Annotated in this window: 12 protein-coding genes; 4 read left to right on the forward strand and 8 right to left on the reverse strand. The window is 73.7% G+C overall.

Features of this window, described 5'->3' with window-relative positions:
• Positions 1–23: 23 nt before the first annotated feature.
• A complete protein-coding gene (locus tag ACQP04_RS26685) occupies positions 24–518 on the forward strand; it encodes a tRNA (cytidine(34)-2'-O)-methyltransferase (RefSeq protein ID WP_433503310.1) in 495 nt (164 codons plus the stop codon).
• Here the strand turns inward: ACQP04_RS26685 and ACQP04_RS26690 are convergent.
• From ACQP04_RS26690 to ACQP04_RS26710, 5 genes are all read right to left on the reverse strand, one after another.
• Complete coding sequence (locus tag ACQP04_RS26690) at positions 484–1,356, reverse strand: YceI family protein (RefSeq protein WP_433503311.1); 873 nt, start codon at positions 1,354–1,356, stop codon at positions 484–486. The genes ACQP04_RS26685 and ACQP04_RS26690 overlap by 35 nt on opposite strands.
• Positions 1,357–1,549: 193 nt before the next feature.
• Positions 1,550–4,129 (reverse strand): DNA translocase FtsK 4TM domain-containing protein, encoded by a 2,580-nt coding sequence (locus tag ACQP04_RS26695; RefSeq protein ID WP_433503312.1) that lies wholly within the window; start codon positions 4,127–4,129, stop codon positions 1,550–1,552.
• Positions 4,130–4,220: 91 nt separating this feature from the next.
• Positions 4,221–5,924: a ribonuclease J gene (locus ACQP04_RS26700; RefSeq protein ID WP_433508438.1), complete on the reverse strand. Its 1,704-nt coding sequence runs from the start codon at positions 5,922–5,924 to the stop codon at positions 4,221–4,223.
• Positions 5,925–6,099: 175 nt separating this feature from the next.
• Positions 6,100–7,110 carry a 4-hydroxy-tetrahydrodipicolinate synthase gene (gene dapA / locus ACQP04_RS26705; protein WP_433503313.1) on the reverse strand — a complete coding sequence of 337 codons (1,011 nt, stop codon included), beginning with the start codon at positions 7,108–7,110 and terminating at the stop codon, positions 6,100–6,102.
• Positions 7,111–7,128: 18 nt separating this feature from the next.
• Entirely contained in the window at positions 7,129–7,755 is a 627-nt protein-coding gene (locus ACQP04_RS26710; protein WP_433503314.1) for a TIGR03085 family metal-binding protein, read from the reverse strand.
• Between the two features lie 90 nt (positions 7,756–7,845).
• Between ACQP04_RS26710 and ACQP04_RS26715 the strand changes: the two genes are divergently transcribed.
• Complete coding sequence (locus ACQP04_RS26715; protein WP_433503315.1) at positions 7,846–8,499, forward strand: maleylpyruvate isomerase family mycothiol-dependent enzyme; 654 nt, start codon at positions 7,846–7,848, stop codon at positions 8,497–8,499.
• Between the two features lie 51 nt (positions 8,500–8,550).
• Here the strand turns inward: ACQP04_RS26715 and thyX are convergent, their stop codons facing one another.
• A complete protein-coding gene (gene thyX / locus ACQP04_RS26720; RefSeq protein ID WP_433503316.1) occupies positions 8,551–9,303 on the reverse strand; it encodes an FAD-dependent thymidylate synthase in 753 nt (250 codons plus the stop codon).
• 101 nt (positions 9,304–9,404) lie between these two features.
• Between thyX and ACQP04_RS26725 the strand changes: the two genes are divergently transcribed.
• Positions 9,405–9,938 (forward strand): toxin-antitoxin system HicB family antitoxin, encoded by a 534-nt coding sequence (locus ACQP04_RS26725; RefSeq protein ID WP_433503317.1) that lies wholly within the window; start codon positions 9,405–9,407, stop codon positions 9,936–9,938.
• 5 nt (positions 9,939–9,943) lie between these two features.
• A complete protein-coding gene (locus tag ACQP04_RS26730) occupies positions 9,944–10,849 on the forward strand; it encodes a DUF4097 family beta strand repeat-containing protein (protein WP_433503318.1) in 906 nt (301 codons plus the stop codon).
• Positions 10,850–10,957: 108 nt separating this feature from the next.
• Here the strand turns inward: ACQP04_RS26730 and ACQP04_RS26735 are convergent, their stop codons facing one another.
• Together ACQP04_RS26735 and ACQP04_RS26740 are read right to left on the reverse strand one after the other, a co-directional pair.
• On the reverse strand, positions 10,958–12,190 hold the full coding sequence (locus ACQP04_RS26735; RefSeq protein WP_433503319.1) for a winged helix-turn-helix domain-containing protein: 1,233 nt from the start codon (positions 12,188–12,190) through the stop codon (positions 10,958–10,960).
• Between the two features lie 32 nt (positions 12,191–12,222).
• A complete protein-coding gene (locus tag ACQP04_RS26740; RefSeq protein WP_433503320.1) occupies positions 12,223–13,182 on the reverse strand; it encodes an EamA family transporter in 960 nt (319 codons plus the stop codon).
• Positions 13,183–13,192 lie beyond the last annotated feature (10 nt).

Here is a 13,192-nt window from a genome sequence, read left to right on the forward strand (position 1 = left end):
ATGCCGCCTGCTACGAAGGGCGCGTGTTCCGGATCGCCTTCCACGCCCCCGAGATCCCGCCCAACACCGGCAGCGCGATCCGGCTCGCGGCCAACACCGGCGCCGAGCTGCACCTGGTGGAGCCGTTGGGCTTCGCGCTCGACGAGCGCAACGTCCGGCGCGCCGGCCTCGACTACCACGAGCTCGCCGAGCTCCGGGTGCACCGCACGATCGACGACCTGTGGGCCGCGGTGGCGCCCGCCCGCGTGTACGCGTTCACGACGGGCGCGGACCGCGACTACACCGACGTCGCCTACGAGCCCGGCGACGTCCTGCTCTTCGGCTCGGAGTCGACCGGGCTGCCCACCGACGTGGCCCACGCCCCGCAGGTCAGCGCGCGGGTCCGGCTCCCGATGGTCCCCGGGTCCCGGTCGCTGAACCTCGCCAACGCCGCGGCCGTCGCGGTCTACGAGGCTTGGCGCCAGCACACCTTCGCGGGCGCGGCTACTGCTGCACGACCGCCTGCACGTCGAGGTTGATCTCGATCGTCGAGCCGACGACGGGCACGCCGCGGTTGACCATCTGCTGCCAGTTGAGCGTGAAGTGCTCGCGGTGCAGCTCGGCGGTGGCCACGGCACCGGCGCGCCGGCCGTTCCACTCCTCCATGCCGAGGAAGGTGACGTCGAGCTGGACGTCGCTGGTCAGGCCGTGCAGCGTGAGGTCGCCGTCGACGATCCAGCGGTTGCCGGGGCCGCGGCGGAACCGGGTGCTGGAGAAGCGCAGCTGCGGGAAGCGCTCGACGTCGAGGAAGTCCGGCGACCGCAGGTGCGTGTCCCGGGCCTCGACGTTGGTGTCGACGCTGACGGCGTCGATCACGACGTCGACGGCGGAGTCCTCGAAGGGCTCGGCGATGCGGATCTGCCCGCGGAAGCGGTTGAACCGGCCGTAGACCCGCGACATGCCGATGTGCCGGGCGATGAACCGGACGGACGAGTGGTCCGGGTCGATGTCGTAGATGCCGGGCGGCGGCGGGGTGAGCGACTGGTCCGGCGCGAGCGTCAGCGCGCCGACCTCGGCGTGCTTGCCCCACTCGACCTCGACCGTGGTGCCGTTGCCCCGGTAGCCGCCGGCCTCGGCGCGCACCCGGTACTGCCCGGGGACGAGCGCGGCGGTGAAGTAGCCGAAGGGGTCCGTGTCGGCGTTGACGATCTGCGTGCTGGCGCGGTCGAGGACCGAGACCTGCGCCCCGGCCAGCGGCCGCCCCTCGCCGTCCTGGACCTGCCCGCTCAGCAGTCCGCCGGTGAGCGGGATCGGCACGAGCGCGTTCCGACCGGTGTCCGACCGGCGTGCACCCTTCCCACGCTTGCTCCAGAACACTCCATGACCTTCCGACGAGGAGACGGCCCGGGCACGGGCCGCCGAACACTCTGTCAGAAAAGGTCACGAACCGGTGACGCCGACGGCCCTCTTGTGAACGCCCCCACACGGCCGCACGCCGAACGGCTGCTCAGCGGAGCCGAACGACCACCGCCGGGTCGGTTCCCGCTGGTAGAAGGTTCAACGACCGTCCTCAGTCGTCGTCCTCGGAAGGGGCGTCGCCACCCCCGCCGCGCAGCAGCCAGATCACGTTCTCGAGCTCCTCGGGCTTGATGAGCACGTCGCGCGCCTTCGAGCCCTCGGACGGCCCGACGATCCCCCGCGTCTCGAGCAGGTCCATCAGCCGGCCCGCCTTCGCGAACCCGACGCGCAGCTTCCGCTGGAGCATCGACGTGGAGCCGAACTGCGAGGTCACGATGAGCTCGGCGGCCTGGATGAGGACCTCGAGGTCGTCCCCGATGTCCGGGTCGATCTCCTTGGCCTCGCCCTGCTTCGCCGCCGTGACGCCCTCGGTGTAGGTCGGCTCGGCCTGCTCCTTGGTGAACCCGACGACCTCGGCGATCTCCTCGTCCGAGATGTACGCGCCCTGCATGCGGATCGGCTTGCTGGCGCCCATGGGCAGGTAGAGCCCGTCGCCCATGCCGATCAGCTTCTCGGCGCCCGGCTGGTCGAGGATGACCCGCGAGTCCGTGAGCGACGACGTGGCGAACGCCAGCCGGGACGGCACGTTCGTCTTGATCAGGCCGGTGACCACGTCGACCGAGGGCCGCTGGGTCGCCAGGACGAGGTGGATGCCGGCCGCGCGGGCCTTCTGCGTGATGCGGACGATCGCGTCCTCGACGTCCCGCGGGGCCGTCATCATGAGGTCGGCCAGCTCGTCGACGATGCAGAGGATGTACGGGTACGGCCGGTACTCCCGCTCGCTGCCCGGGGGTGCGGTGATCTCGCCGGACCGGACCTTGCGGTTGAAGTCGTCGATGTGCCGGACGCGGTTGGCCTGCATGTCCTGGTAGCGCTGCTCCATCTCCTCCACCAGCCAGGCCAGCGCGGACGCCGCCTTCTTCGGCTGGGTGATGATGGGCGTGATCAGGTGCGGGATGCCCTCGTACGGCGTGAGCTCGACCATCTTGGGGTCGACGAGGATCATCCGGACCTCCTCGGGCGTGGCCCGGGAGAGCAGCGAGACCAGCATCGAGTTGACGAAGCTGGACTTGCCGGAACCGGTGGAGCCCGCGACCAGCAGGTGCGGCATCTTCGCCAGGTTCGCGCAGAGGAAGTGGCCCTCGATGTCCTTGCCCAGGCCGATGACCATGGGGTGCTGCTCGTTGCGCGCCGTGCCGGAGCGCAGCACGTCGCCGAGCCGGACCATCTCGCGGTCGGAGTTGGGCACCTCGATGCCGACCGCGGACTTGCCCGGGATCGGCGCGAGGATGCGGACGTTGTCCGTGGCCACCGCGTAGGCGATGTTCTTCGACAGCTGGGTGATCTTCTCGACCTTCACGGCCGGGCCCAGCTCGATCTCGTAGCGGGTGACCGTCGGGCCACGGGTGAAGCCCGTGACCTGCGCGTCGACGTTGAACTGGTCGAGCACCCCGGTGATGCGCTCGATCATCTCGTCGTTCGCGGCCGAGCGGACCTTCGGCGCGGGACCGGTCTCGAGCAGGTCCGCCGGCGGCAGCGTGTACTCGCCCTCGCCGACGGGCTCGCGGATGGCCATCGACATCTGCTCGCCCTCGGCGGGCACGGCCTCCGCGGGCGGCGTCGCCACGATCGAGGCCGGGTCCGGGCGCTTCGCCTTCGGCTTGGGCGCGACCGGGACGTACTCCTCCTCCGGCTCCGCCGGCGGCGTGTCGCCCGCGGCGTCCGCGGGGCCGGCGACGTCGTCCTTGAAGGCCTCGGCGCTCGTCGCCTGCCGGCGGCGGGCCGGTCGGCGGCGCGCCGGCGGGGCCCCGGCGGCGGGCTCCTCCTCGGCGAGGGGAGCCTGGTCCTCCTCGCCCTCGGGGTGGATCTCCGGCTGGCCGAGCAGCCGGCGCACGCGGTCGGGCACCTCGCGCACGGGCGTGGCCGTGAGCACCAGCAGCGCATAGAAGCTGACGAGCAGCAGGATCGGCACCGCGACCCAGGCCGTGAGCCCGCTCGCCAGCGGGGTGGCTGCGACGTAGCCGATCGCGCCGCCGCCGGACGCCCACTGCCCGGGCTCGTCCGGCGAGCCGGAGAACAGGTGCACCAGCCCGAGCACGCCCAGGGCCAGCAGCAGCGTGCCGACGGCGATCCGCGGCCGCGCCTCGGGATGCGCCGGCGTGGTCATCAGCACGACGCCGACGGCCAGCAGGATCACCGGCAGCAGCACGCCGGCGATGCCGAACACGGCCCCGACGCCGGCCGAGAACCCGCGGCCGACCGGGCCGCCCGCCTCCCACCAGATCCCCGCGGCGGAGATCACCGCGAGCACGATGAACAGCACCCCGAGCCCGTCCCGGCGATGCGCGGGGTCGATCTCGCGCGTGCGGCCAGCGGCGCGGCCGGCCGACTTGGTCATCCGGACGACGCCGCGGCCCACGGCGTCGATCCCCTTGTCGATCAGGTCCGGCTGGCGGCGGGCGGGCTGGCGCTTCGCCGGCGTGCGTGACCGCGACGACGACGAGCCGCGCGAGCGGGACGCGGACGCCCGCGAGCGCGACGACGAGGACGACCGCGAGCTCCGACCCGACCCGGCCGCGGCCCGCAGGCCCGCCCCGTCCACGGCCCGCCCGGCCGTCCCTCGTCCTGCCATGTCGCCCACGGTAGCCGCGGAGGCCGACGAAACCGGTGACCGACGCACCCCCGGACCCGGCTCATAGACCGGGAGCCGGGGCGCGCCGGGCTCAGACCGCGATGACCGTCGGCACGATCATGGGACGGCGGCGGTACGTCTCCCCCACCCACTTCCCGACCACCCGGCGGACCGCCTGCGCGACCCGGTGGGTGTCGGTGATGCCGTCGTTCTCGGTGCGGGACAGCTCGTCCTCGACCATCGGCAGGACGGCGTCGAGCGCCTTCGGGTCGTCGGAGAAGCCGCGGCCCGAGAGCGTCGGGCGCGAGACCGCGCGGCCCGTGGTGGCGTCGATCGCCACGGTGATCGAGATGAAGCCGCCCTCGCCGAGCACCAGCCGGTCCGAGAGCACGCCCTCGCCGATGTCGCCGACCAGGTTCCCGTCGACGTACACGCGGCCCACCTCGACCCGCCCGGTGATCGCCGCCTTGCCGTCGACGATGTCGACGACCACGCCGTCCTCGGCGATCACGACGTTCTCCTCGGGCACGCCGGTCGCCACCGCGAGCGCCTTGTTGGCGCGCAGGTGCCGCCACTCCCCGTGCGCCGGCATGACGTTCGACGGCCGCACCGCGTTGTAGAGGAACAGCAGCTCACCGGCCGGCGAGTGCCCGGACACGTGCACCTTCGCGTTGCCCTGGTGCACGACCTTGGCGCCGAGCCGGGTCAGGCCGTTGATCACCGCGAAGACCGCGGTCTCGTTGCCCGGGATCAGCGAGCTGGCCAGGATCACCGTGTCGTCCGGGCGGATCACCACGCTGCGGTGGTCGCCGCGGGCCATCCGGGACAGCGCCGAGAGCGGCTCGCCCTGCGACCCGGTGGAGATCAGGACCAGCTGCTCGTCGGGCAGCTGCATGGCCTCGTCGAGGTCGACGAGCAGGCCCTCCGGCACGTTGAGCAGGTCCAGCTCGCCCGCGAGGCCCATGTTGCGGACCATCGAGCGGCCGGCGAAGCAGACCTTGCGGCCGTGCTCCGCGGCGGCGTCGAGCACCTGCTGGACGCGGTGCACGTGGCTGGCGAAGCAGGCGACGATGATCCGCGACGGGGCCTTGGCGAAGACGTCCGAGATCACTGGGCCGATCTCACGCTCCGGCGTGACGAAGCCGGGGACGTCCGCGTTCGTCGAGTCGACCACGAACAGGTCCACGCCCTCGTCGCCCAGCCGCGAGAAGCCGGCGAGGTCGGTGAGCCGGTCGTCCAGCGGGAGCTGGTCGAGCTTGATGTCGCCGGTGTGCAGGACCAGGCCCGCGGGCGTGCGGATGGCGACGGCCAGCGCGTCGGGAATCGAGTGGTTGACCGCGAAGTACTCGCAGTCCCACGGCCCGTGGTGCAGCCGGTCGCCCTCCTTCACCTCCAGCAGGTGCGGGGTGAGGTGGTGCTCCTTGCACTTGGCGGCGACCAGGGCGAGCGTGAACCGCGACCCGACGACGAGCAGGTCCGGCTTCTGCCGCAGCAGGAACGGGACGGCGCCGATGTGGTCCTCGTGGCCGTGGGTGAGCACGAGGACGTCGATGTCGTCGAGCCGGTGCTCGATCGCCCGGAAGTCCGGGAGGATCAGGTCGACGCCGGGCGAGTCCTCGGACGGGAACAGCACGCCGCAGTCGACGACCATCAGCCGGTCCCCGTACTCGAAGACCGTCATGTTCCGGCCGATCTCACCGATGCCGCCGAGGGCGTAGACGCGCAGGCCGCCCTCGGGGAGCGCGGGCGGCGGCCCGGGGGGCAGCTCGGTCGGGTTGGTGATCTCCGGCGGCAGCGGCGGGCGCTCGGGACCGCGCTCCCGGCGTCCCGATCGGCGACGACGGTCGTTGCGGGAGGAGGGACGACTCACGTGGTATGTGCCTCTTCTTGCTGAGCGGAGCTCGCGGAGCGAACTCCGGCGCTGAGCGGAGCGTGCGGAGCGAACATCGGCGCTGGTCGGAGGGGCCGGGTCAGCGGTAGGCGACCTCGGCCCCCAGGTCGGTGTCCGTGCGGGTGCCCAACGCTCCGTGTCCGGAGTGGGCGGGACGGCCGTGCGGCACGCGGTCGGGGTCGAGTGCGACGCCGCCGGCCATCAGGTCCGCCGCGATCAGCGCGACCTGCTCCTCGGTCGCGGGCGGCAGGGGCAGCCGGGGCTCGCCGACGTCGATCCCCCGCAGGCGCAGCGCCACCTTCGAGAAGACCGCGCCGCCGACCCGGCCCATGCCGCGGAGCAGCGGGATCATGGCGTAGTGCAGGTTGCGGGCCCGGTCGTGCTCGCCGGCCTCGAAGGCTTCGAGCATGACGCGCAGGCGGTCCGCCACGACGTGCCCGATCACCGAGACGAACCCGACGGCCCCGACCGACAACCAGGGCAGGTTCACCGGGTCGTCGCCCGAGTAGTAGGCGAGCGTCGTGGTGGCGAGCACCTCGGTGCCGACGCGCAGGTCGTTGCGCGCGTCCTTCACCGCGAGGATCCGCGGGTGCTGAGCGAGCCGCTGCAGCGTGTCCAGCTCGATCGGGACCACGGAGCGCGGCGGGATGTCGTAGAGCATCACGGGCAGCTCGGTCGCGTCGGCGACCGCGGTGAAGTGGAGGAGCAGCCCGTTCTGCGGCGGCCGCGAGTAGTACGGGGTGACGACGAGCAGCCCGTGCGCGCCCGCCTTCTCCGCCTCGCGGGCCAGGTGGATGCTGTGCGCGGTGTCGTAGGTGCCCGCGCCGGCGACGATCGTCGCGCGGTCGCCCACCGCGCTCACCACGGCCCGGACCAGCTCCGACTTCTCCGTGTCCGACGTCGTCGGGCCCTCACCGGTGGTCCCGTTGACGATCAGCCCGTCGTTGCCCAGGTCGACGAGGTGGGTGGCCAGCTCCTCCGCCTTCGCCAGGTCCAGCTCGCCCTCCGCGTCGAAGGGCGTGACCATCGCCGTCAGCACCTGGCCGAACGGGCGGCCCGGGGGCAGGGCCTGCGCGGAGGAGGGGCTCATGGGGGTGACGGTACCGCCCTACAGCCCGCGGCCCACGCTCTCGTACACCTCGACGTCCGTGACGAGCCCCTCCACCTCGACCCGGGCGGCGTCACGGCCGAAGAGGTGCAGGACGATCTCGCCGGGGTCGCCGACCAGGATGACCAGGCCGGGCCCGGTCTTGATCACGTGTGCGGCGCCCTCCGGCCGGCGCAGCACGACGCCGACGGGGCTGCGGCGCAGCAGGAGCCGGCCCGTCCGCGTGGCCAGCGCCCAGAGCTGCTCGTCGCGCTCGGAGTCGGACGGCCGGGGCTCCCAGCCGGGCTCGCCGCGACGGGCGTCCTCGTGGTGCACGAAGAACTCGGCGCCGTTGGCGACCTCGTCGACCTTGCCGATCCGGTAGGGCGACCACGGCGGCGCGCCCTCGCGCAGCTCGCCGATCATCGATTCCCACGAGGTGCCGGCGTACCCCGCCATGCCCTTCTGCGTGAGCGGTTGCAGGGCCGGCACGACGATGCCGGGCGCCGCCCACGGCTGCCGCTCCCGGACGAGCAGGTGCGCGAGCAGGTCCCGCGTGGTCCAGCCCTCGCACAAGGTCGGGCGGTCGGGGCCGAGCTTCTCCAGGGTGTCGGACAGGGCGGCGCGCTCGTCGGTCGCAAGGCTCACCGGCGTCACGCTAGCGGCGGGGCGCCCGTTGCGCCCGGCAGGCGGAGATGACACCTTGGTTGTCATGAATTCGGGGGGTTCACGACGGCGGTGGCGACCGAGGGCCGGGCGCTCGGCGCTGCAGCCAGGGCGGGCGCGGCGGAGAAGCTCCGCTCGTGCCCGGAGTGGACGGGCGCGGACCTGCTCGCCCACGCGACCGGCTTCGCCCGCTGGGTGCGCGACGTGCTCGCGGGAACGGCACCCGAGGAGATCCCGCCCGTCCCGCCCGACGAGGCGTTGCGGACCTGGGACGCCGACCTCGACGCCCTCGTGCGGACGTTGCGCGACACCGACCCCGCGGCCCCCGCGCCGAACTGGTCGGTCGCGCCGGACACGGCCGCGTTCTGGCAGCGCCGGGCTGCGCACGAGTTCGCGGTGCACCGCTGGGACGCCCAGACCGGCGTGCCCGGGGAGCCGGCGTCGATCGACACCGCCCTGGCTCGCGACGGGATCGCCGAGTACCTCGACGTGTTCGTCGCGACCGGGCTCGCGGCGGGGTCGGCGCCGCCCACCCCGACCACGGTGGCGGTCGAGATCACCGACACCGGCGAGCGGCTCACCCGGGACCTGCCGCACCGCGGGCCCGTGACGACGATGCGCGGCACGGCCTCCGAGATCGTCCTCGCCCTGTGGCGGCGCCGGGACCCGGTGACGCTGCACGCCGGCGGGGATCCGACCCTACTGGAGCAGTGGCCGTCGATCTGAGACCGCTCGCAGCGCTGCTGGCCCTCCGGTGTCACTGGTCGGGCGGCACTGCTAGCCCTCCGTGACGAACGGGCTGCTGGCGATCTCGGTCCCGTCGTCGAGCTTCTGGATGTCGAAGTCGTTGAAGACGTTCGGGACCTCGGCCTGCAGCCGCCGCAGGCACTCGATCGCGAGCGCGCGGATCTCCACGTCCGCGTGCTCCGTGGCACGCATGCCGATGAAGTGCCGCCAGGCGCGGTAGTTGCCGGTGACCACGATCCGGGTCTCCGTGGCGTTGGGCAGGATCGCCCGCGCCGCCTGCCGGGCCTGCTTGCGACGCAGCGTGGCGTTCGGGACGTCGGCGAACCGCTTCTCCAGGCCCTCGAGGAGCTGCTCGTACGCCTTCATCGAGGCCTCGGCGGCGTCGAGGAACATCTGGTGGAGCTCGGGGTCGTCCGCGATGACCTCGGGCTCGACCATCGCCGCGTCGCGCTCCGGCACGTACCGCTGCGACAGCTGCGAGTACGAGAAGTGCCGGTGCCGGATCAGCTCGTGCGTGAGGCTGCGCGAGATGCCGGTCAGGTAGAAGCTGACCGTGCCGTGCTCGAGCACGGACAGGTGCCCGACCTCGAGGATGTGCCGCAGGTAGCCCTCGTTGGTCGCGGTGCGCGGGTTGGGCTTGCTCCAGGACTGGTAGCAGGCCCGGCCGGCGAACTCGGCGAGCGCCTGTCCACCGTCGGCGTCGGTCTCCCACGGCACGTCGGCCGGCGGGAAGAACTCGGTCTTGGCGACGAGCTGGACCTTCGGCGGGACGGTCTGCGGCATGGTCGGCAGCGTAACCGGCGGGACCGACGGAACCGGCCCGGCGTCAGCCTGACAGCGCGACGACGGTTGCGTGATGTCAGTGATGACGCCATAGTGGCGTCATGGACATCGGCCAGTACGTCGCACAGCTGCGGGAGGACCTCGCGTCCGCCGCCGCCGCGGGCGACGAGCAGACCCAGCGCACGGCCGCGCTCCTCGGCGCGGCGATCGAACCCGCGGCCCGGCTGGCCGTCATGAACGCCCTCTCCGACCTGGCCGCCGAGGTCACCGAGGCGCTCGGCGACCGCACCGTCGAGGTGCGCCTCGACGGGCGGGACGTCCGCGTGGCCGTCTCGGGCACCGAGCACGAGCAGGAGCACGAGACGCCGCGCTTCACCCCGCCCGGCCCGGGCGACGCCGGCGACATCAGCCGGATCACGCTCCGGCTCGTCGAGCAGATCAAGGCGCAGGCCGAGCAGGCCGCGGCCCAGCAGGGCGTCTCGCTCAACTCCTGGGTCTCCCAGGCGGTGCAGGGGGCCCTCGCCGGCAAGCAGCGGCGCTGGGAGCAGCGCGGCCGCGGCTGGCCGCGGCCCGACGGCCCGGACCGGGACGACGACCGCGGTGACGGCCGCCTCAAGGGATGGGTGCAGGGGTGAGCGCGATGACCGAACCGAACGAGGACCTGGTCCGCCAGCAGGCCTGGACCTGCACCGAACCCGCCGAGCTCGAGGTTGCGATCGACGTCGGGCGGGTGCGGATCGAGCTCAACGAGGACGCGACCGAGGTCCGGGTCGAGGTCCGCCACGAGCCCGACGCCGACAGCCCCTGGGAACAGGGCATCACCGGCCTGCTCAACTGGCTGGGCACCGCGACCGGCGATGTCGCGCAGGACCCAGGTGCCGCCGCGGTCCGCGCCGCCGAGATCAGCTGGAGCGAGACGGCGCGGCGGCTCGTGGTGCGTTCCGCGCAGGACCTGCCGCTGCGGGTGGTGCCGCTGGCAGTGACCGTGTGGGCGCCCGCGCGCTCGCGGCTCGCCGTGCGCACCGGCGCCGGCGACGTCACGGTGACCGGCCGCTCGGGCTGGGCCGCCGTGCGCACCGGCTCGGGGAACGCCCGGCTCGACGAGGTCACCGGCGCCCTCGAGGTCAGCACCGGCTCCGGCCGCGTGGAGCTGGGGATCGTCGGCGCGGAGGCCAAGCTGCGCACCGGCTCCGGTGGGATCTCCGCGGCCGCCCTCTCCGGCCCGACGACGGTGAAGGCCGGCTCCGGCGACGTCTCCTTCGGCGAGGTGCACGCCGACCTCACGCTGAAGACGGGCTCGGGCGACGTCGAGATCGCCGACGCCTTCGCCGGACGTTTCGACCTCACGGCCGGCTCGGGCTCGATCCGGGTCGGGGTGCACTCCGGGGTGGCCGCCGAGCTCGACCTCACCTCGGGCTCCGGCCACGCGCGCAGCGACCTCGACGTGGGCCGGGTCGCGCCCGCCGACGCGCCGCCGCTGCGGGTGGCCGGGCGGACCGGGAGCGGGGACATCCGCATCACCCGCGCCGCCACCGCTGCGGTCTGAGGGGTCCACAGCGACGACGGCCGGCGAGGTACGACGACGGCGGCGCGTCCGGCAGGCCCGGGCGCGCCGCCGTCGCGTCCCGCCCGCGGCGCCGGCCCGCGGCACCACTCACCCCACCGCCCCGGCCAGCGCGCCCGCGAGATCACCCCGCTCCCCCACGACCACTCCCTCGAGCCCGAGCCACTCCGCCATGTGCCGCAGCTCGGCGGCCAGCTCCGCCGCCACCCGCCGCGCCTCCGCGCCCGGCTCGGCGAACGCGCCCTGCACCCGGAGGACCCCGGCGGCCCGGTCCGACTTGAGGTCCACCCGGCCGACGAGCTCGCCGTCGAGCAGGAACGGGAAGACGTAGTAGCCGAACTCGCGCTTCGGCTCGGGCACGTAGATCTCGATGCGGTACCGGAAGCCGAAGATCCGCTCGGTGCGCTCGCGCTCCCAGATCAGCGGGTCGAAGGGACACAGCAGCGCCCGCCCCTCGATCCGCCGCGGCACGCTCGCTTCCGGCGCCCGGTACGCCGGCGCCCGCCAGCCGCGCACCGCCACCGGTTCCAGCTCCCCCGCCTCCACCAGCTCCTCGACCGCCCGGCGGCTCTCCGCGGGCCCGAGCCGGTAGTAGTCCCGCAGCTCCGGCTCGGTCGCGATCCCCAGCGCCCGGGCCGCCCGCCGCATGAGCCCGCGCGCGGCCTCACCGTGGTCCATCGGGTGGGCGGCGAGCACGGCCGACGGCAGCACCCGCTCAGGGAGGTCGTAGAGCCGCTGGAAGTTGACCCGGGTGCCCGTGGTGAGCGCACCGAGTCCGAACAGGTACTCGCAGATCCGCTTCACGTCGGACCGCTCCCACCACGACACCCCCGGTGGCCGCGGCTTTCCCGCCGCGCCGCCCAGCGCCGTCTCCAGGGCGCCCGCGCCCACCGGGCCCAGCTCCTTGACCGCGGCCAGCACGTCGTCGACCAGGGCGGGTTCGCGGTCGGCGAGCTGCGCGTAGTGCCGCCACCAGCCCGGCCGCTTGGCCCCGGACAGCAGCAGCGGCCAGTCCTCGACCGGCAGCAGGCTCGCCTCGTGCGCCCAGTACTCGACCATCAGCCGGGGCCGGCGCGCGGTGTGGTGCCAGGCCGCCCCGTCGAGCAGGTCGTGCGGGTAGGCGCCGAGCCGGCTGAAGACCGGCATGTAGTGCGCCCGGACCGCGACGTTCACCGAGTCGAGCTGCAGGAGCTGGATCCGGCCGAGGACACGCTGCAGGTGCCGCCGGGTCACCGGGCCCGGCGGCCGGGGTTCCGCGAAACCCTGCGCCGCCAGCGCGGTGCGGCGCGCGACGTCGGCCGAGATCGTCCTCACGAGGGGCATGCTGCCAGGACGCACCGACACTTTCCGGGCGGTCAGCGGGCCGGCGGCGGATCCGGGACCGGTTCGGCCGTGAACTCGTCCGCGGCCCCGGCCGGCCTGCGTTCCGCCCGCACCACCAGCACGACCGCGACCAGCACGATCAGCCCGCCCAGCGCCTGCAGCAACGTGAACCGCTCCTCGACCAGCAGGACGCCGAGCACGACCGCGATCACCGGGTTGACGTACGCGTAGGTCGCGACCGTGGACACCGGGAGCCCGCGCAGCGCGATCGCGTAGGCGCTGAACCCGCCCAGCGTGGCCAGCGCGGCGGCCGCCCAGACCCACCAGGTGGCTGCGGGGAGCGCGCCGAGGTCGATCCGTCCGCCCGCGGCGCCACCGACCCCGATCATGATCAGTCCGCCGGTGACCATCTGCACCGTGGCCAGCGCGAACGGGTTCGGCGGGACCGGCAGCCTGGTCGTCGCGTAGGTGCCCGAGGCCCAGCCCAGGCCGGCCAGCACGACCAGCCACGGCCCCCAGGACGCGCTCCCGGCCGTGCCGCCGGAGCCCGGTCCGGCCAGCACCAGCACCCCGAGCCCGACGAGCCCGACCAGCACCCCGATCAGGGTCGCCGGGCTGGGCCGGTCCCCGAAGATCGTGCGCAGCACGGCGATGTAGAGCGGCACGACCGCCAGCAGCAGCGCCGCGAGCCCCGACGGGATCTGCGTCTGCGCGACGGCGACCAGGCCGTTGCCCCACGCGGGCAGCAGGAGCCCGGAGAGCATCGTCGTGAGCAGTTGCGGCCGGCTCATCCGCAGTCCGCGCGGCCCGGACACCACCAGGACCAGCAGGCCGAGCGCGACCCCGGCCGACAGGAACCGGAAGCCGCCGGCCAGCAGCGGCGTGACGTGCGTGATCAGCAGCCGGTTGAGCAGATAGATCGAGCCCCAGAGCAGGTAGACGAGCGAGAGCGCCACCCACGCCGTCCGGCCGCCGGACGGACGATCGTTCACATCCCCGCAC

This window comes from Pseudonocardia halophobica (assembly GCF_050948485.1).
Lineage (GTDB): Bacteria > Actinomycetota > Actinomycetes > Mycobacteriales > Pseudonocardiaceae > Pseudonocardia > Pseudonocardia halophobica.